This is a genomic window from Pelolinea submarina, assembly GCF_003966975.1.
GTDB lineage: Bacteria > Chloroflexota > Anaerolineae > Anaerolineales > Anaerolineaceae > Pelolinea > Pelolinea submarina.
This window is the reverse complement of record NZ_AP018437.1, coordinates 1,015,681-1,037,938: the sequence shown is the minus strand read 5'-3', so window position 1 is coordinate 1,037,938 and position 22,258 is coordinate 1,015,681. Positions and strand designations below refer to the sequence as shown.

General features: G+C 49.6%; 21 protein-coding genes. 7 read left to right on the top strand and 14 right to left on the bottom strand.

The features are described 5' to 3' along the window. Positions 1-116: 116 nt before the first annotated feature. Positions 117-971 (bottom strand): shikimate dehydrogenase, encoded by an 855-nt coding sequence (gene aroE, locus Pelsub_RS04590; RefSeq protein WP_116224900.1) that lies wholly within the window; start codon positions 969-971, stop codon positions 117-119. 218 nt (positions 972-1,189) lie between these two features. On the opposite strand from aroE, the gene Pelsub_RS04585 reads away from it, so the two are divergent. Then, the gene (locus tag Pelsub_RS04585; protein ID WP_211314293.1) at positions 1,190-2,776 is read left to right on the top strand and encodes a GGDEF domain-containing phosphodiesterase; all 1,587 of its coding nucleotides are present in this window, start codon (positions 1,190-1,192) and stop codon (positions 2,774-2,776) included. Positions 2,777-2,828: 52 nt separating this feature from the next. Here the strand turns inward: Pelsub_RS04585 and Pelsub_RS04580 are convergent, their stop codons facing one another. The 10 genes from Pelsub_RS04580 to Pelsub_RS04535 form a co-directional block, all read right to left on the bottom strand. Further along, positions 2,829-3,758 carry a carbohydrate kinase family protein gene (locus Pelsub_RS04580; RefSeq protein ID WP_116224902.1) on the bottom strand — a complete coding sequence of 310 codons (930 nt, stop codon included), beginning with the start codon at positions 3,756-3,758 and terminating at the stop codon, positions 2,829-2,831. Between the two features lie 180 nt (positions 3,759-3,938). Continuing rightward, positions 3,939-5,198 (bottom strand): SIS domain-containing protein, encoded by a 1,260-nt coding sequence (locus Pelsub_RS04575; protein WP_116224903.1) that lies wholly within the window; start codon positions 5,196-5,198, stop codon positions 3,939-3,941. A 30-nt stretch (positions 5,199-5,228) separates the two neighbouring features. Beyond that, positions 5,229-6,104 (bottom strand): BtpA/SgcQ family protein, encoded by an 876-nt coding sequence (locus Pelsub_RS04570; RefSeq protein ID WP_116224904.1) that lies wholly within the window; start codon positions 6,102-6,104, stop codon positions 5,229-5,231. A gap of 17 nt (positions 6,105-6,121) precedes the next feature. Continuing rightward, positions 6,122-7,279: an SIS domain-containing protein gene (locus tag Pelsub_RS04565; protein ID WP_116224905.1), complete on the bottom strand. Its 1,158-nt coding sequence runs from the start codon at positions 7,277-7,279 to the stop codon at positions 6,122-6,124. A gap of 16 nt (positions 7,280-7,295) precedes the next feature. Further along, a complete protein-coding gene (locus Pelsub_RS04560; protein WP_116224906.1) occupies positions 7,296-8,255 on the bottom strand; it encodes a carbohydrate kinase family protein in 960 nt (319 codons plus the stop codon). A gap of 28 nt (positions 8,256-8,283) precedes the next feature. After that, on the bottom strand, positions 8,284-9,237 hold the full coding sequence (locus Pelsub_RS04555; protein ID WP_116224907.1) for an ABC transporter permease: 954 nt from the start codon (positions 9,235-9,237) through the stop codon (positions 8,284-8,286). 9 nt (positions 9,238-9,246) lie between these two features. Then, positions 9,247-10,365, bottom strand: coding sequence for an ABC transporter permease (locus Pelsub_RS04550; RefSeq protein ID WP_116224908.1), 1,119 nt, complete (start codon positions 10,363-10,365; stop codon positions 9,247-9,249). A gap of 1 nt (position 10,366) precedes the next feature. Then, positions 10,367-11,872 carry an ABC transporter ATP-binding protein gene (locus Pelsub_RS04545; RefSeq protein WP_116224909.1) on the bottom strand — a complete coding sequence of 502 codons (1,506 nt, stop codon included), beginning with the start codon at positions 11,870-11,872 and terminating at the stop codon, positions 10,367-10,369. 153 nt (positions 11,873-12,025) lie between these two features. Next, positions 12,026-13,159 (bottom strand): BMP family lipoprotein, encoded by a 1,134-nt coding sequence (locus tag Pelsub_RS04540; protein ID WP_116224910.1) that lies wholly within the window; start codon positions 13,157-13,159, stop codon positions 12,026-12,028. 119 nt (positions 13,160-13,278) lie between these two features. Next, on the bottom strand, positions 13,279-14,049 hold the full coding sequence (locus tag Pelsub_RS04535; RefSeq protein ID WP_116224911.1) for a GntR family transcriptional regulator: 771 nt from the start codon (positions 14,047-14,049) through the stop codon (positions 13,279-13,281). A gap of 413 nt (positions 14,050-14,462) precedes the next feature. Between Pelsub_RS04535 and Pelsub_RS04530 the strand changes: the two genes are divergently transcribed. After that, positions 14,463-15,365: a metallophosphoesterase gene (locus Pelsub_RS04530; protein WP_116224912.1), complete on the top strand. Its 903-nt coding sequence runs from the start codon at positions 14,463-14,465 to the stop codon at positions 15,363-15,365. Here the strand turns inward: Pelsub_RS04530 and Pelsub_RS04525 are convergent. Together Pelsub_RS04525 and Pelsub_RS04520 are read right to left on the bottom strand one after the other, a co-directional pair. Further along, positions 15,362-15,817: a VOC family protein gene (locus Pelsub_RS04525; RefSeq protein WP_116224913.1), complete on the bottom strand. Its 456-nt coding sequence runs from the start codon at positions 15,815-15,817 to the stop codon at positions 15,362-15,364. The genes Pelsub_RS04530 and Pelsub_RS04525 overlap by 4 nt on opposite strands. Positions 15,818-15,821: 4 nt before the next feature. After that, positions 15,822-16,355, bottom strand: coding sequence for a dihydrofolate reductase family protein (locus Pelsub_RS04520; RefSeq protein ID WP_116224914.1), 534 nt, complete (start codon positions 16,353-16,355; stop codon positions 15,822-15,824). A gap of 173 nt (positions 16,356-16,528) precedes the next feature. On the opposite strand from Pelsub_RS04520, the gene Pelsub_RS04515 reads away from it, so the two are divergent. Next, on the top strand, positions 16,529-17,086 hold the full coding sequence (locus Pelsub_RS04515; RefSeq protein ID WP_116224915.1) for a glycosyl-4,4'-diaponeurosporenoate acyltransferase CrtO family protein: 558 nt from the start codon (positions 16,529-16,531) through the stop codon (positions 17,084-17,086). On the opposite strand, the gene Pelsub_RS04510 is transcribed toward Pelsub_RS04515, so the two are convergent. Further along, on the bottom strand, positions 17,087-17,659 hold the full coding sequence (locus Pelsub_RS04510; protein WP_116224916.1) for a cyclase family protein: 573 nt from the start codon (positions 17,657-17,659) through the stop codon (positions 17,087-17,089). Positions 17,660-17,885: 226 nt separating this feature from the next. Between Pelsub_RS04510 and Pelsub_RS04505 the strand changes: the two genes are divergently transcribed. From Pelsub_RS04505 to Pelsub_RS04490, 4 genes are read left to right on the top strand one after another with little or no spacing between them, the layout of a single operon-like run. Next, positions 17,886-18,368, top strand: a complete 483-nt coding sequence (locus Pelsub_RS04505) for a cytochrome c maturation protein CcmE domain-containing protein (protein ID WP_116224917.1) — start codon at positions 17,886-17,888, stop codon at positions 18,366-18,368. Between the two features lies 1 nt (position 18,369). After that, complete coding sequence (locus Pelsub_RS04500) at positions 18,370-20,820, top strand: cytochrome c-type biogenesis CcmF C-terminal domain-containing protein (RefSeq protein ID WP_116224918.1); 2,451 nt, start codon at positions 18,370-18,372, stop codon at positions 20,818-20,820. A 2-nt stretch (positions 20,821-20,822) separates the two neighbouring features. Continuing rightward, positions 20,823-21,065, top strand: coding sequence for a zinc ribbon domain-containing protein (locus tag Pelsub_RS04495; RefSeq protein ID WP_116224919.1), 243 nt, complete (start codon positions 20,823-20,825; stop codon positions 21,063-21,065). 1 nt (position 21,066) lies between these two features. Then, complete coding sequence (locus tag Pelsub_RS04490; protein WP_116224920.1) at positions 21,067-22,257, top strand: SHOCT domain-containing protein; 1,191 nt, start codon at positions 21,067-21,069, stop codon at positions 22,255-22,257. Position 22,258 lies beyond the last annotated feature (1 nt).

The following is a 22,258-nucleotide window of genomic DNA, read 5'->3' as shown; positions in this document are numbered from 1 at the left end:
AGTGCCCGTACGCGTCAGTGGTACCGGGGCTTTTTAATAAGTTAGAGTCATCATTTAAGTAAAACCGCCCGGAAAATCCAGGCGGCATTTTTTCTACACAGTTTCCTAACAGGTTTTCACAACCCAAATTCGCGCTTCAACGCCTCTGTCATAATTTCCAGCGGCGCTTCCTCGCCGGTCCACAGGGTGAAATTGACCGCGCCCTGGTTGACCAGCATACCCAACCCATTGATGGTCTGTGCGCCGCGCGCCGCGGCTGCCTGCAGAAACAGGCTGTTGGGATCGTTGAAGATCACATCCGTCACCACCATGTCGGCTGTGATGGTGTCGTAATCAATCTCCGGTTTCTGATCCACATGGGGGAACAACCCTACCGAAGTGGCATTGACCAGGATATGCGTGCCCTGCGGCACAACGATGGCGCCCTGCCAGGGGATATATTCCACTGCCACAGGGGTCTTTTCCTTTAACAAGTCCACCAAAGCCTGCCCGCGCCGGGAATCCCGGTTGGCAATGATGATTTTGGCAGCACCGGCCAGCGCGCATTCCACGCTGATGGCGCGTGCCGCGCCGCCCGCGCCCAGAATCATGACTGTCTTGCCCTGCGGGGAAACACCCGCGTCCTTCAGCGAAGTCAGAAAACCCTTGCCGTCGGTGTTCTCGCCCCACAGCTTGCCGGCATTGTTGACCACCACGTTGACTGCTCCGATGATCTCAGCCGCTTCAGATAATTCGTCCAGATATTTCAACACTTCAACCTTGTGCGGAATGGTCAGGTTGATACCGCGCATATTCATGGCACGCAGCCCCTGCATGGCCGCACCCAAGTCACCCTCATTGACTTTGATAGTGATATAACGGAAATCCAACCCCCTGGCCGCGAAACCGGCTTCTTCCATCACACCGGTCGGGTTTTCGTCAATTGGGCAGCCAAACACACCCACCAGTTCGGATCGATAATTTTTACCCATGAATGTCTTCTCCTTTTAATAATATCCATTATAGCGAAATGAAAGGATTCTCTCTGATTAATTCTAATCTTGCTCTGACACATTTTCGCGGTTAATTTTCCTAAAATAATCATAAAGTGTAAATTTTTTATATGGGATTGGATATCTAAGCAATGAAAGAATCTTTTAAAAATATAAGTGGGCAATTTTCCTCGGATTATAAGAGACTTGCCATTTTGATGTTATTGATACTGCTGCAGTTTACCATTGCCACCGCTGCATACACCAATCCCGAAAGTCGGATAGCCAGTATCAACATTATGTTTTTACCTGTAATGATTGCCGGGTTGATTTTCGAACAATGGATTGGCGTTTTTTTTGGCCTGATAGGAGCAATTTTATTGGGGCCTTCCTTTGTCACAGGAGACTCATTCACAATACCCTGGCATTCTGTTAATTGGTTGTTGGTTTCAGCTGTCATGGCTTTCACAGGCGGCTTTTCCGGTTATATCAAATCCCGTGCGCTGCGTTTTTCTTACCGGAATGCCAGCATAATGGCTGTTGATCCGTACACAGGAATTCAGGATCGGGATGGTTTCTTTCAGCGCATCGACGCAGGGCTGCGGCAGGGAAATCAGTGTTCCGTCGCACTGATTGAGATTAAAAACAAGGATAAGATCACCTCACTGCTTGGTTATGAGGTATATGATGATCTAATTAACCAACTTTTGAAAATCTTGCAGGATAAACTACCTGAAGACATTCCTTTATACTCGCTTGAAATTGGTATTCTGGGGGTCTCCTCAGGATCTGACATTGAAAAATATGCCGCCAATATTATCGACTTCTTTGAACATCCCGTGGAAAGTATGGGCATCCCGGTTGTATGCGAGCTGATCATCGGCATCGCCACCGGGCCGCGTGACGGGAAGACTGCCGATGAGTTAGTCAAAAATGCCCTGTTTGCGTTGGAAGAATCACGAAAAACTATTAAACCCATCTCCTATTTCTCCGAAATAAAACAACCGGCTTTCTTCATCCTTCCGCTGATCTGCGAGTTGAATGAGGCTTTGAAGAATAAACAGATTCACTTTCAATATCAGCCCATCGTAGATGCGAACACCAAAGTTACGGACACATTGGAAGCTCTCTTGCGCTGGCAACACCCTAAATACGGTCCAATTCCGCCGCAAGATTTCATCTACTCTCTGGAGTCCACCACCTTCATCAATAAATTGACCTATTGGGTTGTCGAGGAAAATGTCGATAAATTAATGGAACTTCAAAGCATCGACCGTGATCTACGTCTGGCAGTTAATATATCCGTGGCCAATTTGCAGCGCGAAACATTCAGCAGACAAATTGAAAAAATCCTGCAGAGTAACAACATTCCACCCAGTTTATTGGTATTCGAGATCACGGAGCGTGGTTTGTTAATGGATTATGCGGAAATCCTGCATAACCTGGAACACCTGCACGAAATGGGAATCCAAATCAGTATCGACGATTTCGGTACCGGCAACACCACCATCGAGACTATCTCCAAAGTTCACATTGATTCCATCAAGCTGGATAAGGTATTCTTCGACAATTTTTCAGAAAACAGGATCAACCAAAAGATAGTCTCCGGAGTCATCAGCCTCGGTCGGAATCTGAATATTAAAACCATCGCGGAAGGCATTGAAGAAGCCGAAACCGCCGAAATGCTGCGCAAACTGGGTGTCGATTACATTCAGGGCTATCTCTACGCACGGCCCATGGATTTTGGGAAAGTTAAAACCTGGCTGGCAGAACAAATCAGCGCAGTTCCGGTTCTTTCCAAGTAAACCTGGGCGCCGGATGACATCCAGGGCGATCTTCTGCTTCTATTTATCAAGATCAATACTTCTTGACATTGTATCTGATACGTTCATATCGAAAATTTCTGGTTGAAAAATCCGCCTTCAATTTATTGATCGCGCCGATTTCTTCAACAATATAGGAAGAAGAAACCGTTGCACTGCAGGCAGCTAAAACCGCATCCCCGCTTTCAATGAAAGCGTTGAGGAAACCACCGCAATACGCATCCCCAGCCCCAGTCGGGTCTTTGGTGATACTGTTAATTATGGGAACATGGTAAAAATCGCCGCTGCTTTTATCATACACAATTGACCCATCCGTGCTCATTTTCACTGCCACTACCGTGGGGCCCCTCGATGCAAATTCTTTAATGCAGGTGTAAATGTCTCGGTTGCCGCACATTGCCGTGACCTCTTCTTTACTGGGTAAGAATAGATCGACCATTTCCAGCATTTCGTATGCCATTTTATTGAAATCCGGCTGAGACAGGTAATATTCATGCGGATCCCAGGAAACCACCGTGCCCTTATTTTTCAATTGACGAATTGCTTTGAGTACGTCATATTGAACATCCGTCGGCATCGGCGCCACATGAATTCCATCTGCGTCCCAGCATTCTTTAGGGAGTTCAGCCGCTGTGATAGACATATCATAGTGGGACCCTGAGGTCATATGGTTCACGAATTGCCGTGCCCCACCCGGTTCGTATAACGCCCAATTACGGATATCGTTGCACGCCATCGGGATCAAAGCCGTGTTGATGCCAAGCACTTTAACTTGTTGTTTAAATTCAATCGGAAAACTTTTACCAATTCTCGATACGATCAGCGGTGCGGCATCCCAAATTCTCGCGCCGATGGCGGAAAAAAGAGCATTTCCACCGATGGATGCCAAATATATTTCCGCCGTATCGCATAAGACAATATCATCAATGGTCAAGTTGCCAATCGTTGTAATCTTATTCTTCATATCATGAATTATTGGCTACCAGTAATCCCAAATCGGAGCAATCTTAATATCTTACCTTTAACCAATGCAACAGAAGAATCCTGCGATTTCAACTGTTGCATTGGTTTACTCTTATTGATTCTTAGCCCGATGCTCTTCGGAAAACCGAAGTAATCAATGGTTTTGCATTTGTCTGATCTGCTAATTTGCTGTCTTATCGGTATTGAATGTCAAGCCGAATGCACCGCGTTCCGCAATGGTTTGGTCATCGGGGCACGGGATATCATATTGCGCAACTTCAGGGCTGAATTGACTGTAGTGAATGGTCTTGTAATGTTCAACAAATTGTTCCCCTGAGAGGAATCTTTTATCGGAGAATTCGATATATTCCGTATAGAAGTTCGCCATTCTGGCAAAAATATTACCGGCCATCATCCAGAAATCTGTTTCTTCGATGAATTCATCCGTGGCTATTGTATATTTTGCTTTTCCGGTGAAGCTGGCATTGATCGGTTTGTTCGTCACCAGGACAGTGTTCAAATCCAGGAAGTTTTGTTCATCCAAATTTTCCACGCAGCGCTGAACGGTCTTTCCGTCAGGGCAGATATTGAAGACGACTGAAGGTTCTTCCCGGCGATTATGGACCCAGTATTGCTCGTGTCCATATTCCTCAAGCTGCTGCCAAATACCGTCAGCAGCGGATTGTTCCATGAATTTCGCTGCGCCATATTGTGCCAAAGGCATACTTGGGCCAGCACCGAGGAAATAGAATTTCTTCTGGTCCATGGTTTCTTTCATCAGATCTTTCATCAACTGCTCGTTCGTCATGCAAGCTTTGAAGCCAATCGCCATATCTTTAACGATCTTATCGAAGATCGCCAGCTCTTCAGCTGCGGGTATATTACCATTCCAAAGACCTAACTTAATTCCCACGATCTTCAAGAGAAGGGTTAAACCCATATAATTGCGACTACCGTCGATGTAACAATTATTGTCTGTCGAATAGCATAGGACATTTTGGCAGGATGCCGTAAGCCGGCTTTTCGGCGTCAAGGTCACCGCAACCACCGTGGCGCCACGGCTTTGAGCAAGAAAACTGCTTTCAACTGTCCTGGCAGCAGACCCGCCACCAGAGCATATCAATACCAGCGAATTCTTGGGCATATAATCTAAATAGTAATTATTGAATTCCTGCGACTCGAGAACCTCGATTTGCACCCCGGATTTCTTCCAAAAATTCAGTTTGGTGGAATCAGCCGAATAGAGCGAATCGCCAATTCCAATCGCGTACACCTTGTCGTATTCCTTGCTCAAAACGGATTTCAACTTTTCCACTTGAGCCGGGAATTCTGTGCAGATTTTTTTAATTTCTTCTGTGAACTGATCCAGATCTTTATCAGTGAGGCTTTCACCTTTCACCATATCGAAATATTTAAGAGCTGCCGGTTTTTTTACATTCATTTACAACCACCTTTATTGATATAAGTTTTTTTATTTTTTCGAATTGCTAGAGACAATGTTGTTATATGTTTGCATGAACTGTTCAAGCTTTCCCTGGTCTAGCTTGCCGGTCATATTGCCGGTGTCTTTCAGACAGGAAGCGACAAAAATCCCGTCCGCGAATTCATAAACCTGGGCGAGATTCTTGGCGTTTGCACCGCCTCCCAGAAAGACATACTGGTCCGGGAGATTTTCTTTTACCAAACGCATCTTTTCGGTAGATTCAGCGAAGTCTTTTCCTGCGATGATCAGCGCATCCGCCAATCCCTGACTGACCGCCTGTTGGCAGGCATCCAGTAAACTGACATTTCCCAGGGGAGACGAACTCCGGTCATGGATATCCGGCCAAATCTGAACATCACATTTCAGTTTATAGCGCATCTCGAGAACCTGGTCGATGCAGCCGGCATGAACGCCATCCACGCCCACCACCGCGCCCACGTAAGCTTTCGGACGGATATAATCCGCTTCAATAGCGGAGGCAATCGACACCATCGCATCCGCATCGTCGCGCAGAACACTGACACCCAGCACGCAATCGCTTGGCAGCGCTTCCCGGATGGCATAACCGATCACGGTCATATAAGAGATAATGTTGGCGCCGACATGCACGTACATAGGCAGGTCGTTGACATTCTGGAGCAGAATATTTCTGATGCCCGCTTCATATAACATTTGGGCTTCGCTTACTGCCGTTTTCAGGATTTTTTTGAATGGCAGCGTATTCAGTGTGGTTCCGGGTAATGCCTGAATGCCAACTACGGAAGCCAGGCCGAAAGGTGTCAACAGATTTTCCGGTTGGCCCTGGCGGGGTTCTTCCTGATACGTGACTTTCTTGGTTATTGCATAGTTCATAATCTTATTCATTCAATCCTTCTATTCTTTTATTCCAAAGATTCGATCTTTGAATCGAAAATCTGCCGGAAGTTTTCTGCTCTTCTCCAAGGTTTTTGTTCAAATTCAAATGGTGGCTTGCCTAACACCTCGCTCAGATGCATGGCCATCAACTCTAGAGGAATCGGATAGATCAACTGGGTGAACTCCTCTTTTATGTCCTTCATTCCGCAGATGGGCAAATAAATATCCGCGGCTCTGGCCAATTCTTCATCATCTTCCTCGCCAATGACGATTTTCTTGCCGTCCATAACCGTGACTGCCTGCAAGATTTCCAAAGCGCGGCTTCTTGAACCGCCTTTCGGTGCCAGCACAACAGTGTGCGTGCCCGGCTTGGTGGTAAAGTATTGCGTGTGTGCCCATTCCTCAACACCTTGAGGAATCGAATCAAAACCCGAAGCTTCCAGTAGTTTCATACTGCCAAATAACGCCGTTCCCCAGTTGGGTCCACTTCCCAGAATATGGAAAATCTTGATCTTGTTGGAGTTTTCTTCGGCGCTATATGCCACCAGATATTTTCGGATCAGATCAAAATTGTTTTTCACGGTTAATTTCATCGCCTCGCCCAATTCGGAGATATAGGCAAAGATCTCACGAACATCTTCATCACTGAGGACGCCCTTTTCTTTTCCCAGCGCAATGGCAAAACATATCAAGGCTAGTTGTGAGGCAATATAAGATTGGGTACCGGGCGCCACGCCCACCACATTGGGAATATTGACGAAGAGGTTTTCCGAGGCGATCTTTGCCAGTGGTCCATCCGGGTTGCTGGTCACACCGATGGAATATGCCTGCATCTGTTTTGCCCGCAGTGCGCATTCAACGGTCCTGGCAACACGCCCGGATGAAGAAATTGAAAGCACAATGGCCTTTTCATCTACTTCCGTAGGGCAGATGTATTTTGAAAATTCCATGGCGTGATGGACCTCAACGTGTACTTTAGCGTACTTGGCAAAGAAATCACGACATGCCAACCCGGCGCAATATGAATCACCGCAGCCGGTTATGTAAACCCGATCCGCTTTGGATGCCATGCCGGTTTTTTCCAGAATTGTGCCGGCCTGTTTCATGATATCTTCGCCGCACAACTCAAACAATTTTGCCTGGGCAGCTATTTCATCAGCCATGATCTCTATCGATTTACTCATAATTCACTTCCTATAATTATTTGATTTTTTGCGTAGTCCGATTCAACTGGGCGTTAAATTTATTGAAGCGATCAACGACTTTTTGATGCTCGATTGAATAATTATGGATAACACCATATTCTTCCAAGTTAAAAGAGGCGGATATGATCCCATGCAGAGCTGCGTTATACACATCCTGATCAAGGGTATAGCTCGCCAAAAAACCACCGCAAAATGCGTCTCCGCACCCCGTTACATCGACAATGCCGTCTTCCGTATAAGCCGGTACATGCCAGGCCGAGTCCATTTCGCGGTCATACACTAAAACCCCTCTGGCACCTAATTTCACGCCAACCACACGCGGACCGCGCGACGAAATTTCTTCCAGATATGGGATATATTCACTGATGGTTTCTTTAGCCTTCAAGCTGAAGAACCTGAGCAACTCTTCTTCGCTCGGTAAAAATATTGTGATCTTCTTCAGCAATTCATTCCATATTTTTTCAAATTGCGGGTAAACTCCTTGAAAATGCGGGTCAACCAAGATCAGGGAATCAGAGGGCAGAGAACGAATAATATCTGCCTGGCATTCCACCGGAAACGCAGCCACCAGAAACGCACGGCTTTTCTGATAATCAGCCGGGATGTCCTCAGGGAAAATTCCCATGACATCGTCATAAGATCCCCAACGCTGCGTGATGAAATAACGGTTTCCCGTCCGGTCAAACAAATTCCATATATGAATACTGGGGACGTCCAATTGTTTTACGCCCTGCAAATCCAGGCACGCACCCACTTTTTCAAATATTGCATCGAGGTCATAATCGTTGCCGCGTCTGGTTACAAAGCCAATTGACTTTGGTTCCCAAAGGCACAAACCCGCCAGAGCGTACAACCCGGACCCCCCTGGTGAATCTAATAAAGCGGGTTGATCGAACTTTACGACGTCGTCCAGTGTTAATTGGCCAATAACAACAATTTCCAAATTATCAGTCATCGTAGTTTATTCACTTGCCATAATACTTTTATGACATGCCTTTCTCAAAAGGTAAGCCTTCGGCTTTGGGTCCGGCCAAACTCTTCGGACCAAGAATCAGCACAATAACTGTGATCAGGTAAGGCATTAATTTGTAGTAATTTCCAGGGATACCCAACGTATTGAAGAACGGAATGCCAGAATAGATTGCCGACATGGTTTTCAGGGTCCCGAAGAATAAGGAAGCAAAGAATATTTTTGAGGGCTGCCACTGACCCAGGATCATCACTGCCAAAGCCAGGAATCCATATCCGGATACCGTACCGTTGAAGTTGGTACTATTGGGCAGAACGAAAACCAATCCCCCCAATCCGGACAAACCACCCGAGATTAGTACGCCAATATAGCGGATCTTTTGAACGTCGATACCCACCGAGTCAGGTGCTTGGGGATATTCACCGCAAGCGCGCAGCCTCAAACCAAAGCGAGTCTTATACAGAACAAAATGTGAGGCCCACAGCACCAGCAAGCCCAGGTAAGTCGTGAGATAAATATTTTTGAAAAGTAGATCGCCCAACACAGGTATTTGAGAGAGGAAAGGAATTTCCTCGATCATAAAAGTGTTCTTAAAACTGATAATGGAATCACCGATGAAGAGCCTGGCCACAAAGACTGAGAAAGCAGGCGCGATCATATTCAAAGCCTGGCCGGAAATAATTTGATTGGCTTTCAAGTTTATGGATGCGAAAGCGTGTAAGAGGGAGAAGATCATGCCGCTGACGATCGAGACGAGGATTGCCAGTAAAAGCAGCGTTTGGCTGCTGATATAACCTTCCGCATAGCGGATAAACATGAAACTGGCCAACGCGCCAATGATCATGATTCCGTCCAACCCGATGTTGATAATTCCGCATCTTGAAGAAAACATGCCGCCCAAAGCAACAATTAATAAGGGAATTGAAAAATTCAGCATCTGGTGAAAAATAAATGTTATGGTATCCATGCAACTTTCCTATTCATTTTTAAACGAGTCTGTTTTTTGCGATTCCTTGTAGCTGAATTGCAATGCGAATTTGTTGACTTTGTTTTTGAAAATCAGGGAAAAAGCGCTGAAATAGATCAAAACAGCCGTAATGATCCCAACGGTCTCCACCGGAAAGCCATAACCCTGCATAAGCGATCCGCCTACGATGATATAAGCGATAAACAAACTCGAGAAGATGATCCCAATTGGATGCGACATTCCCAATAATGCCACAGGGATGCTATATCCCGGTTCATTGATAAACAATTCGGAGATCTTGTAGTTTTTGGTGATGGCGGACAGGTACAGTATTCCGCCAGCCAGACCCGCGATAAAACCGGAGATCAGCATCACGATGATAATGTTCCTGGTTTCGTTGATCCCCGCATACTTGCTGGCATCCCGATTCAGCCCGCAGCAGCGCAGGCTGTAGCCAAAACTGGTCTTATATAGAAGGATATAAACCAGAATAGCCATGATGATCGCGATGAACAAACCTGAATTGACGGTTGAACCGGGGAAGATGGTGTCCAACCCCATTTTCGGCATCAAAGCTGTTTTCTTGACATATGCCGACATCGCAGTCGTGCTCTCATAATGGGTATCATGGACCAACTGATTCACCAGATAAAGCGCGATGTAGTTCATCATGATGCAGGAGATAATCTCACTGACACGGAAATATGCCTTCAATAAACCGGGCACAGCCGCCCAAATCACCCCGGCCAATGACGCGCCAATCAGCGCCACGATCCAATGGATTGAAGCCGGCATGCTCAATTTGCCGCCGATGATAATGGCTACATAAGCAGCGATCGTGAATTGCCCGATCACACCAATGTTGAATAATCCGGTTTGGAATGAAAAACCAACCGCAAGACCGACCAGGATGAGCGGCGTCGTGTAATACAGGACCTGACCGATTCCCCGCGCACCATCGGAAAAACCGCCTTGCAGCATGACCAGAAAACCGGGCCAGGCGCCGGCCCGATTAAAGATCACCATAACAACCAGTCCGACAATCAGCCCCAGGAAGATCGAGATCAAGGATGCCAGCGTATTACCGAACGCGTCATTATTCAGAATTTTTGAAATAAGCTTTTTCATCTCATACACCAACTTTTGAACCCAACATATAAAGACCCAGATCTCGCTCGGATACGTCCTTTGGAAATACGTTTGCGACGATCTCCCCGTTGAACATCACCAGGATGCGATCACTGACATTCATGACCTCATCCAATTCCAAGGAGATCAGTAGAATTGCCTTTCCGTTGTCCCGTTCGCGCACAAGCTGCTTATGAATATATTCAATCGCGCCCACATCCAACCCGCGGGTGGGCTGTACCGCGATCAACAGGTCATGCGTACGGTCCATTTCTCTGGCAAGGATCGCCTTCTGCTGGTTCCCGCCTGACATGCTTTTTACAATCGTGTCAGGTCCTTTTGCCGAGCGAATATCATATTGTTTTATTAATTCAGTTGAATAATTCTGGATACTATGTGAATTTAGAAAACCATGATTGCAGAATTTTTCGGTGAAATAGGATTGCAAAATAAAATTGTTTGCCAGGTCAAAATCCAGGATAAGTCCGTGTTTATGCCTATCCTCAGGGATATGAGAAATATGTTTATAATTGCGCTTCCTTACAGACCAGTCTGTAATATCTTCGCCATTGAGACTGATTTTTCCGGAATTAACCGGCATTAGCCCGGTCAGGGCCATGACTACCTCATGTTGGCCGTTATTTTCGATACCCGCGATCGAAACGATCTCCCCTTTACGAACATCAAAGGAAACATGATTGACTTTGTTCCTTTCACTGAGTCCGGGAGCTTTGATCACCAGATCTTCTACGTGTAACGCCACCTCGCCAACCCGGGGTTCATCTTTTTCAACTTGAAGCATAACCTTCCGACCAACCATCATTTCAGACAATTGTTCATTGGTGGCTTCAGCAACATTAACTGTTGCGATGAACTTTCCTTTTCGCAAGATCGTACAGCGATTGGCGACCTGTTGAATTTCATCCAATTTATGGGAAATAAAAATGATGGATTTACCTTCAGCGGCCAATTCTTTGATGATCTTGATCAATTCATCAATTTCCTGAGGTGTCAGCACAGCCGTGGGCTCATCGAAAACCAAAATTTCGCTTTCCCGGTATAACATCTTCAGGATTTCCACCCTTTGCTGCATACCCACGGTCATATCTTCGATCTTTTTATCCAAGTCAACCAGCAGACCATACTGCTTGCTGAGTGCGTCAACCTTTTCGCGTGCCTCATCCATCTGAAGCACACCGCCCCTGGTTGTTTCAACCCCCAACACAATGTTCTCTAGAGCCGTAAAAACTTGAACCAGTTTGAAATGCTGGTGCACCATACCAATGCCCAGACGATTGGCTTCGTGCGGGTCACTGATCTTTTCTTCTTTGCCTTTGACTAAAATTCTTCCGCCGTCCGGGACATATAGACCAAAAAGGACACTCATTAACGTTGATTTTCCCGCCCCGTTTTCCCCCAATAAGGCGTGGATCTCACCCTTCCTGAGCTGAAAACTAATATCGTCGTTTGCAACAATTCTTGGAAATATTTTCGTGATATGTTGCATCTCGAGTATGTATTCCAATTTATCACCTTTATAATATTTATATGGGGCAAGTGCTGAGCTTTGTTCTTCTCGTTTCCAGCACTTGCCCCAATTGATGGTTAGTGCATTATTTTGCTAAATTACCTTTAATCTCCCCTGCAATAACATCAATTCCTATTCAACATAGGTCAGTTTCGCGCAAGTCAGCGGAATCTGATCGGGTGACTCGTAATCCGTATCGGTCGGGATAGCCGATGAAATGCCATCGACATCGTCTGCCAACCGCTGGTAGAGATCGTCATACTCAGCTTGTGTGAAGTTCTTGAATTTCATCGAAGCGAGCGCCACACCATTTTCCTTCGCCGTGTACAGAACGATCTTGCCGCCATCGAACGTACCATCCTTCCAGGCTTTCAGGGAGTTGTAGGTAACAGTCTCGAGGTCTTTGATAGCGGAGGTGATGATGGTCGGTGATTCTGCGGATTGATCGGAATCAACGCCGATCACGACGCCATTATTCTGCTCAGCGGCAGCGAACACGGATGCGCCCATCGGGCCGGCAGCCACATGAATGATCTCTGTTCCACCCTGGAACCACGAAGCGGCACGTGCCTGATTTTCAGGGGTCGGTTTGAAATCACCGGAATAGTTGTACATGATCTCAACGTCATCCAAACCCAACTCTTTGCAGGCTGTCTCGATACCCCAAACAAAACCATAACCGAAGCGGACCACTGCCGGAACAGCCATACCGCCCATGAAGCCTAACTTGCGGTAGCCGTCCTTGACAGCGGCATATCCCGCCAGGAAGGTTGACTGTTGCTCAGCAAACTGAATTGCCAGAACGTTGGGGGTTAAAACCTGGTTGCCATCATCGTCAATCGGCACAGTATCGAAGATAATAAAGGTCACATCGGGATATGCCGTTATCATTTTTGACGCGGCGACTTTGAATTGATCGCTGTTGATAATGATGAACTTTGCCCCGGCCTTTACTGCGGTGTCGCATAGGGTAACCTGTGCTTCAACGGTATCTTCTACCGGTTGATAGTACATGTATGACAGGCCATTTTCATCCCCGAATTCTTTGACACCATTCCAACAGCCCTGGTTGAACGCACGGTCATCCAGAGTGCCTGCCGCGGAAATCAAGAGCGCGATTTCGCCGCCGCCGGTCGTCTCGGATGCCGCCGCCGGCGCAGCTTCTTCAGCAGATGCAGCAGCTGTTGCGGCGGATTGAGGAGCACATGCACTTAAAAACGCAAATACAACCACTAAAGATAAAACAGTAAAAATATTTTTCTTCATCCTAATCTCCTAAATTATTTATTTTTGTATAAACAAAGGGAAATAGAAAAGTCGAATAGACGCACCTCCTTATTAATATAGTTTTGTGTTATAACGCCCGGTTTTTTTGAATTCTTATATTAAGAAGACCTAACCAGCATAATGTTTATAATTTTGTCATTGTGGTAGTTCATGCAGTAAAGCATGGGTCGGATATAGGCATTGCTGAAATGCGTTTGTTCCAAACATAACAACGGTGTATGTTCATCTACATCCAGCCTGTGAGCCATTTCCAGATCAGCCGTGATCGCATGCACATGCGTGATCACAGTCTGGATACTGTAGTTCGCTTTTCTAAAATAATCGTAGATGGACCAGTTTTTAGATTCGGCGCAAGATGAGAAGTCGTAATTTAAGCCAGGGATTTCAGTAGAAAGGTACTCCTCGGATTGAATAACGGGAATGCCGTCCGCTGTCCTTACCCGCGAAATATGCACAACTTTCACAGATTCGGAAATCCGTAAGTTCTCGGCTACTGTTTTAGAAGGCGTCTCGATTTGATAAGAAAAACCAATCTGTCCGGGTGTTTTTTTCTGGTTTGAGATCAGTGTTGAGGTACCTACGGCATCAGAAAGATTTGCTTTCAACATCACACCAGACTGAGGTGTCACAAAAGTTCCTACCCCCCGTTGACGGAATAAATATCCCTTTTCAATCAATGTGTTCAGTGCTTCTCGAAGTGTATTCCGGCTCACTCCCATTTGGTCGGCCAGGTTTGGTTCGCTGGGCAGTTTCTCTCCTGGCACAAAGATATCTGTGCGGATCGCGTTCAAAATTTGGTTGATGACTTCGTCCGTAACTGATGGATACACGATTTTACGAAAATAATTGTTTTGTTGGTTGTCCAACATCCTACTCCTGTTTTCTTATAGTATAGGGGATATTTTCGAAAAGTCAATACATTCGAGGATTTTTAATAATCGAGAGACCGTTTTTTAAGAATTATTGCAATTGTTTTAATTATCAAACTACTAAATTCAAGGACACAAGGAAAATAAAAAAGCGCCATTTTAAAAATGGGCGCCTTTTCAATCAATTTATTTGTTTATAGCTCAATGACCAAATGGCTTTCAGCATCTCCTTCTACCGAAGCGTACTCCCACCACATGGGGTAAGTTGATTGCGTGATCCACAGGTCTTTTTTCAACCGACGGTGCTTTCAGTAAAAAATTCTCTTAACCTATTATTTACATTTTGTTTATTGACTAAGCTCCTACACAATGGTATTTTTATCAAACGGATTTTATATAATTGTAAAAATTTTATGGCAAATCACAAATTACTAACCAGAATTTTCGAAAGCGCCAAACGGATCGAGTTTTCAAACCGCGACCGTTTGGTCTTCTTCAGCGACGTGCATCGCGGCAACAACAGTTGGGCGGATGAGTTCGCGCGCAACGAGTTGATCTACCTGTTCGCGCTGCAATATTATTACGACGACAAATTCACCTACGTTGAGGTGGGTGACGGCGACGAGCTGCTGAAATTTAAGTTTATCGAGCCTATCCGCATCGCACATGAAGAAGTCTTCCGCCTGCTGCAAAAGTTCCACAACAAGGGCCGTTTTTACTACATTTTTGGGAACCACGACTACGAATATCGCAACCCCGAGTTGGTACACCGTACCCTGAACCACATCTTCAATATGGTTACAGAGGAACGCGAGATTTTATTTGATAATTTCGAAACACATGAAGGACTGGTCTTCCAACATAAAGAGAGCGGCGTGGAGCTATTCGCCGTACACGGCCATCAGGCCGATAACCTGTTCCACCGCTTGATCTGGTTGAACGGCGTGATCCTGCGCTTATTTTGGCGTCCCCTGCAAATGTTAGGCCTGCAGGACCCCAGCAGCGTTTCGGCGAACATCCACAAACGCGAGCGTACCGAAGAAGAGCTCAAGAAATGGGTGGACGAACACCACCAACCCATGATCGCCGGTCACACCCATCACCCGCAGTTCCCCAAACGCGGTAAAACACCCTATTTCAACACCGGTTCCTGCGTGCACCCGCGCTGGATCACCTGCATCGAGATCGTCAAAGGGGAAATCGCGCTGGTGCGCTGGCGCATTACGCCCAACAAAAAAGGCCAGCTGGTCGTCAAGCGCAGCGTGCAGAAGGGCTTCCGTCCCTTAGCGCAGTTCGCCCACACCCCGACGGTCTAAAAATATTCCCAGCTTTGGATCTCGAGGATATTGCCCTCAGGGTCGGTAGCGTACGTGAAGGTGATCACGCCCACACCCGCAATTTCCTGTTTGACCACCTGCCCCAATTCATGCCCGCCGTGCGCCAGCAGCGCTTGCAGTGTTTCCTCCACCTGCTCGACCTCAAAAGCCAAATGGCCCAGGCCAAGACGGTTGGCCGCGGGTGGCGCCGGCCGCTCCAGCATCTCATCGTATTGAAAGATCTCCAGTGTGGGCCCGTGTTCGCCGAAACCCGGCAGGCGCAAATGCTGGCCGGTCAGGTGCGGGCGCTGCAGGCCGGTGGCCTGCGCCAGCCAATCCCCCGCCAGGTCGCGCGGCGGCGGCACCGCTTGGCAGTCAAACACCTCAATATAGAATTGGGATAAATTGCGCCAATTCCGGCAGACGATGTTGGTGTGAGCGTATTTCGTCATTGTTTTACCCTTTCACCACAGCATAGCAGCTTTGCACCAGGCCATCCTCGAAAGCCCGGCTCTCTATTAATTTCAGCTTCACATCCGCTTCCAACGATCCGAACAACGAAATGCCCTGCCCGATCAACACCGGGATGGTTGTGATGGTGATTTCGTCCAATAGTCCTGCCCGCAAAAAGGACTGGATGGTCTTGCCGCCGTCCACATACACTTTCTTCACACGATGCAAAGTGAGTTCTTCCACAAGTGCGGTCAGGGAACCGGACCAGCGCGTTACTATTTGGGGAACAAAGGCCGGCAGTTCCAATTCCCGTCTGCTCAGCACCCACATAGGCTTGTCGGCATACGACCACTCCCCGAAGGAAAGCACGGTGTCAAAGGTGTTGCGGCCCATTACGATCGCGTCGATCGAGGCGAAGAAACGGCCGTAGCCATAATCCTCACCACCCTCCACCGGTTTGGGCAGCCAATCCAGGCTGCCGTCCATTCGGGCAATAAAATCGTCCAGGCTGGTCGCGATATAAGCGCAAATTCTCATAATCCTCTCCTCATTTGTTCGTGCCAGTCTTGTCCCGATTGACAGATTGAAAAATGATAAAGCGGGACACGCCTCCAAAAGTATTAATACTCAAGTAATACTTTTGACAGATGCCGGTTTTTCCGACTTCTTCTACTATTTATACAACACATGCTTTGTCAGAGGAAGCGGACATGCAAATCTTTTACCTGAAACCAATGAACACTTTTATTCTGGACATACTCGTCTGGGTTATCTTTCATTTGGGTATTGGGTACCTGAGTCTGAAGTTCCCGGAAAATTGGCTGGACCCCAACCTGCACTTCTTCCAGGCTCACCCCTGGGAAGAGGAAGGCAAGGTCTACCAACGTCTGTTCAACGTGCGCTCGTGGAAACACCTCATTCCGGATGGGTCGAAAACTTACAAGAATGCCTATTCCATTAAACATCTGGCCAGCAGTGAATTGTCGCACCTCACATGTTGGTTAAAAGAAAGCGTGCGCTCGGAATTATGCCACTGGTTCATGATCCTGCCCGCGCCGTTGTTTTTTCTGTGGAATAGTATTAACGGCGGTTGGTTGATGGTGCTGTACGCGTTCCTCAACAATCTGGTGCCCATCATCCTGCAGCGCTTCAACCGCCCGCGCATGCGCAGGTTGATCGCCCAACTGGAAATGAAATCTTTATTACAGCAACCGGCTTGTATCCAAATTCCAATCTCGAATTACGAACAGTCATTTTCAGGGCAATAATCACACTTTTGCCACCACCCGGCAGGGCAGCCCGCTCATGTTCGTATAATTGATCGGGTAAGTATTCGCTGTAAACTGAGCGGAAGGCGCATCACCCAAGATCGCTTTCAGGTTGCACAGGTTCTCGATCACGAACACGCCCCGGTCGGCACAGCGCTGGTCCATGGGGGTGTGCTCCTTGCCGCGCCGCACGCCGGCGAAATCCACGCCGATGATGGAGATCTTACGCTCGAGCAGTTCCTCGATCAGGCTCACCGCTAAATGCGGGTGTCCGGAGAAATAATCCTGCGTGCCGTACTCATGCTGCTCGATGAAGCCGCTGTAAAACGCCACGAACATATCCGCGTGTATTTTGGAAAGGTCGATATCGTCGGCCGCGATCTCGCGCGCTATGCCCACCCGGCTGACATCGAACACGATCCCCGGCCTTTCCACGTATTCCAACGGAAACTCCTTATCCATCACGTCAAAGTGGGTGCCAATGTGGCCATTGTTGGTCAGCAGCTTGACCTCGCTGCCCTGCGCGTTCTCGATCAGTTTGGGCGTTACCTTTAGCGTAATGTCTATGAACATCTCTTTTCCTTTTCAATTTAATAAATTCAGTGAGTATTCTAATGGAAGAATCAAACTTCACTATAATTGTAATAACGCAAAAAATACTGTGAAAAGGCAAATTTAGCCAGGGCAGGTAAATCCTTCACTGGCTGGTCAAAATTTCAGCGCTTTTCCTGGTGATTTCCGCTAGATGCGTGAAATGGCTTAAGAATCAGAAATACTTCAGGAGCATCGAAAAACCACTATGAAGAATCGCATCACCTACATCCTGGTCGCAGCCGCGATCGTCATCGCGGTAGTCTTCCTGATCCTGACCGCCACCGCGCAGGAATCCCAATTTTTTATTACGGTTGGTGAGCTGGGCGCGCTCAGCGCGGAAGAACAGCGCCAGCCACTGGTCGTCTCCGGCGCGGTGGACGGCGCCAGTATCGTTTATGATGAAACCATCCCGCAGATCACATTCACCATTGTCGACATTCCTTCCGACCTGAAGGTCATCGAGCAGCGCGGCGGTTTGGCCGTCGTGCTAGAAGAGGCTGTGCAGGACCCGCAAGCCCAGCGCCTGCAGGTGGTTTACAGCGGGGTCAAACCCGACCTGCTCAAGGGCAGCGCCCAAGCCATCCTGAAAGGCCAATTGGGCCAAGATGGGCGCTTCTATTCCGACGACCTGCTGTTGAAATGCCCCTCGCGCTACGCCGAGGACATCCCCGAGCAGGTGGAGGACTGATATGATCGCCTTGATGGGTAATTTCCTGCTTGGCTTGGCAGCGCTGGCCGCGTTTTATGCCGCGCTGGCCGCGCTGATCGGTCAAACCAAAGCCTCCCCCACCTGGAAAAAGAGCACGGATAACGCCATGCTGGCCTACACGCTCCTGCTGGGAGCCGGGGTACTGTTCCTTGGTCTGGCGCTGCTATTCAACCAGTTCGAACTGCAATACGTCCATGATCATTCCTCGTTGGCCCTGCCGCTTTACCTGAAACTGAGCGCCATTTGGGCCGGGCAGGAAGGCTCATTGCTATTCTGGAGCTTCATGCAGGCACTCTTCAGCCTGCTGGCCGTCAACGCCAACCGCAAAAAGAACGCCGATTCGGTTTACATCGCGGCGGCCATCCTGAGCCTGCTGACTGCTTTCTTCGCCGGCGTCACCTTCCTGGTGCAAAATCCCTTTGCGTCCCTCTCGCCGGTGCCCGCCGACGGCCTGGGCCTCAACCCGCTGCTGCGCCACCCGGGCATGGCTTTCCACCCGCCCGCGCTGTACCTGGGCTACGTGGGCCTTGCGGTGCCATTCGCCTTCGGCCTGACCGGCCTGATCTCCGGCAAGGTCAAAGAATGGTCGCAGCCCATCCACCGTTGGACCCTGTTCTCCTGGTTCGGCTTGGGCATCGGACTGCTGCTGGGCATGCGCTGGGCTTACGACGTGTTGGGTTGGGGCGGCTATTGGGGCTGGGACGCGGTGGAAAACGCCGCGCTGATGCCCTGGCTGGTCTCCTCGGCGCTGATCCACACAGATTACTTGCGTGAAAAAACTGAAAACACTTTCAACAAGACCTATCTACTGGCCGCGCTGGCTTACCAGCTGGTGCTGTTCGGCACGTATGCCACCCGCAGCGGCCAGATCCAGTCCGTACACGCCTATACGCAATCCAGCATCGGGCCGGTGCTGTTGGGCGCCCAACTCTTGCTGCTGGCCGTTTCCGCCGGCATCTTCTTCAAATTCCGCCAAAAAAGCACAGCTGCTTCCGACGCGCCCATGTCCTTACGCGCCATCGTCTCGCGGCTGACCACGCTGGTGCTGTTGACGCTTACCTTTTCCATTTTTCTGGGGACCATCCTGCCCAACCTGACCCAGGTCATCTCAGGCCAGGCCACTGGTGTTTCCACCGCATGGTTCGACCGCGTCAGCGGCCCGCAGTTCGCTTTACTGGTACTGTTGATGGGCCTTTGCCCGCTGGCCGCCATGGCCCTGCGGCAGTTCAAGCGCTGGCAGCTGATCCTGGCCGGTCTGGCCGGCGGGCTGCTGCTGGGGGTCTTCTTCTCGCTTCTCTTGGGAGAGTTCCTGCCGCTGGCGTTTATGGTGTTCAGCCTGATCGGCTTTTCCATCACAGCCGAGCTGTTCAAGTTCGCCGGGCGGCAGCGCCAGACCGCGCGCTTCAACACCCTCAGGTTGTCCAGTTGGATGATCCACACCGGGCTGATCCTGCTGGCGTTGGGCGTGTTCGCTTCCAAAGCTTACGAGTTCAGCGATTTCCAGTCCATGCAGTTGAATGAAAGCGTGACCTCTGGCGGTTATCAGTTGGAATACCGCGGCATCGCGCAGGAAATGCGCGCGGACTACCTGGAAACCAAGGCCGAGCTGCTGCTTTCCCAGAACGGGCGTACGCTGGCCCTGCTTTCCCCTTACCTCAACCAATACGACGACGGGCAGCAAACCCTGACCGTTCCAGCTGTGCGGTCCTCACTGGCCGACGATGTTTACGTGGTGCTATCCGGCTGGTCCGATAACGGGGAGCAGGCCACTTTCCAGATCTACATCAACCCGCTGATCAACTTCCTGTGGTTCGGCGGCGTGCTGCTGCTGGCAGGCGGCTATCTGGCCCTGGCGCCGCTGAACGCCAAAGGAGTCGGGCGTTGGCTCTACTGGATCGGCGCTACGCTCTTCATTGGCCTGGCGGTTTGGATGATGTGGGGCAGCGCCCACGGCGCAACTGCGCCAGACAGCAATGACCTCCAGATCGGCTCAGCCGCACCGCAGTTCGAAACGCTGACTGACCTGAATGGTCAGCCGCTTTTGGTGGACTTCGCTTCCAGCCCGGTCACCGTGGTCAATTTCTGGGCACCCTGGTGCCCCTCCTGCCGCGAAGAACTGCCCGATCTGCAGGCCATCTGGGAGAAATACGAAGCGCAGGGCCTTGCCCTGGTGGGCATCACCTACGACACCGACCAGGCCGCCGTCCAGGCATCCGTTGACAGCTACGGCCTGACCTACCCGATCGTCCTGGACCCGGACGCCGCCCTCTCCATGCAATACGAGGTCACCGGCGTGCCCGAGACCTACATCGTTGACCGCTCCGGCCGCATCACCTTCATCGCCATCGGCGCGGCCAGTTATGATGTGATCGAAGCGGCCATATTGGAAAGCCTGATCCAAACGGAAGCATCCATTAAAGGAGGCAGCTGACCATGGATATCGGCACACTTTTACTGATATTGGCTATCGCCACGCTGACCGCCGCCTTCATCCTGCAGCCCCTGTTCGCCCGGCGCAAGCCGCAGCGGGACGAACTGATCGCGCATTGGGTTGAAGAACTCGGTCGGGAACACACAGAAGCGGAATCCGGCGCAATTTGCCCGCAGTGCGGCCAATCCGTGCACGCCGGCGACCGATTTTGCGCGTCCTGCGGCACCCGGCTCAAGGAGGATTGATATGCACACCAAAAAAATCCTCATCTCCCTCCTGTTTTTGTCCATGTTCCTGGCAAGCACCGGCTTCACGGCAACACAGCAAAGCCCCGTACAGATTAGCGGGCAGGTCAGCAACGGCACTCCCGGCGCTACCCTGCCGCAGGCAGCCACCCTGTTCCTGCAATTCTATAACGGCTCGCAGGTGGGCAGCGAGTACAGCACCGAAATGGGGCCGGATGGCAGCTTCAGCTTCACCGATCTCGAGGGTGAGGTGGGCAGCAGCTTTGTCGTTTTCACGGAATACCTCGGCGTTTTTTATAATTCCGTCGAGTCGCAGCTGCTCTCCGCGGATAACCCGCCGGTGGAACTGGTCATCTACGAGACCACCAACGACCCCGCCGATATCGTAATTTCCAGCCTGTACCTGTTGATCTACCCCTCCCTTGATGAAGATACCTACCAGATCACCGAGGTTTACAAGGTCGAGAACAGCGGCCAGCGCACCTACATCGGCAGCCAAACGCCCGACGGCATCCGCACCACCTTTGACTGGGCCCCGCCCGCGGGGGCGCAGAACATCGTCTTTTCGGAAGCCGAAAGCCGGGAGCGGTACATCGCCAACGGCCAGGGCTACAGCGACACCTACCCCATCCGCCCCATCCCGTACTACCAGGAAATGGATATCGCCTACGATATGCCTTACGCGCGGGAAGTTGCTTTCAGCAACACATTTGCGGTTCCACTGCAGCGCATGGTGGTTTCCGGCAACTTGACGGACATCCTCATTTCGGGGGATACCTTCGCCGAAGACCAGCTGCCCGAAGAGCAGGATTATCTCAACGGCGTATATTCCGGCGGGCCTTTCGCCGCGGGAGAAGCCGTCCGATTTGACATCCTTTACAGCCCCAACGCGCACCCGTCTGAAAGCGCAGGCGCGGCCGCGCCGTCCAAAGGTTTGAATTTTGACCCGGCCACCCTGGCATTGGGCCTGTTCGCCCTGGCGCTGGCCGTCTTCCTGAGCGTCATGCTATTCCGCCAGCCGAATTTACCAGATTGCCCTGTTGAGATCCGGCCGCAGATTGAAAAATTGGCTGCCCTGGAAACCGGCTACAAAAAAGGCCAGATCAGCGCGGAAGATTATCAGGCGCGCAAGAAAAAACTGACGGCTGCCCTCCAACATCAGACCGACCAATTCCTGTCGAAGAACAAATAGC

What these genes read in the sequence shown, in the direction of transcription:
- Pelsub_RS04500 (WP_116224918.1), top strand. Translation starts at nt 18,370, where the DNA reads ATGATCGCCTTGATGGGTAATTTCCTGCTTGGCTTGGCAGCGCTGGCC.
- Pelsub_RS04550 (WP_116224908.1), bottom strand. Translation starts at nt 10,365, where the DNA reads ATGAAAAAGCTTATTTCAAAAATTCTGAATAATGACGCGTTCGGTAAT.
- Pelsub_RS04580 (WP_116224902.1), bottom strand. Translation starts at nt 3,758, where the DNA reads ATGAAGAATAAGATTACAACGATTGGCAACTTGACCATTGATGATATT.
- Pelsub_RS04560 (WP_116224906.1), bottom strand. Translation starts at nt 8,255, where the DNA reads ATGACTGATAATTTGGAAATTGTTGTTATTGGCCAATTAACACTGGAC.
- Pelsub_RS04515 (WP_116224915.1), top strand. Translation starts at nt 16,529, where the DNA reads ATGCAAATCTTTTACCTGAAACCAATGAACACTTTTATTCTGGACATA.
- Pelsub_RS04530 (WP_116224912.1), top strand. Translation starts at nt 14,463, where the DNA reads ATGGCAAATCACAAATTACTAACCAGAATTTTCGAAAGCGCCAAACGG.
- Pelsub_RS04525 (WP_116224913.1), bottom strand. Translation starts at nt 15,817, where the DNA reads ATGACGAAATACGCTCACACCAACATCGTCTGCCGGAATTGGCGCAAT.
- Pelsub_RS04570 (WP_116224904.1), bottom strand. Translation starts at nt 6,104, where the DNA reads ATGAATAAGATTATGAACTATGCAATAACCAAGAAAGTCACGTATCAG.
- Pelsub_RS04510 (WP_116224916.1), bottom strand. Translation starts at nt 17,659, where the DNA reads ATGTTCATAGACATTACGCTAAAGGTAACGCCCAAACTGATCGAGAAC.
- Pelsub_RS04575 (WP_116224903.1), bottom strand. Translation starts at nt 5,198, where the DNA reads ATGAATGTAAAAAAACCGGCAGCTCTTAAATATTTCGATATGGTGAAA.
- Pelsub_RS04555 (WP_116224907.1), bottom strand. Translation starts at nt 9,237, where the DNA reads ATGGATACCATAACATTTATTTTTCACCAGATGCTGAATTTTTCAATT.
- Pelsub_RS04540 (WP_116224910.1), bottom strand. Translation starts at nt 13,159, where the DNA reads ATGAAGAAAAATATTTTTACTGTTTTATCTTTAGTGGTTGTATTTGCG.
- Pelsub_RS04505 (WP_116224917.1), top strand. Translation starts at nt 17,886, where the DNA reads ATGAAGAATCGCATCACCTACATCCTGGTCGCAGCCGCGATCGTCATC.
- Pelsub_RS04535 (WP_116224911.1), bottom strand. Translation starts at nt 14,049, where the DNA reads ATGTTGGACAACCAACAAAACAATTATTTTCGTAAAATCGTGTATCCA.
- Pelsub_RS04495 (WP_116224919.1), top strand. Translation starts at nt 20,823, where the DNA reads ATGGATATCGGCACACTTTTACTGATATTGGCTATCGCCACGCTGACC.
- Pelsub_RS04565 (WP_116224905.1), bottom strand. Translation starts at nt 7,279, where the DNA reads ATGAGTAAATCGATAGAGATCATGGCTGATGAAATAGCTGCCCAGGCA.
- Pelsub_RS04585 (WP_211314293.1), top strand. Translation starts at nt 1,190, where the DNA reads ATGTTATTGATACTGCTGCAGTTTACCATTGCCACCGCTGCATACACC.
- aroE (WP_116224900.1), bottom strand. Translation starts at nt 971, where the DNA reads ATGGGTAAAAATTATCGATCCGAACTGGTGGGTGTGTTTGGCTGCCCA.
- Pelsub_RS04520 (WP_116224914.1), bottom strand. Translation starts at nt 16,355, where the DNA reads ATGAGAATTTGCGCTTATATCGCGACCAGCCTGGACGATTTTATTGCC.
- Pelsub_RS04490 (WP_116224920.1), top strand. Translation starts at nt 21,067, where the DNA reads ATGCACACCAAAAAAATCCTCATCTCCCTCCTGTTTTTGTCCATGTTC.
- Pelsub_RS04545 (WP_116224909.1), bottom strand. Translation starts at nt 11,872, where the DNA reads ATGCAACATATCACGAAAATATTTCCAAGAATTGTTGCAAACGACGAT.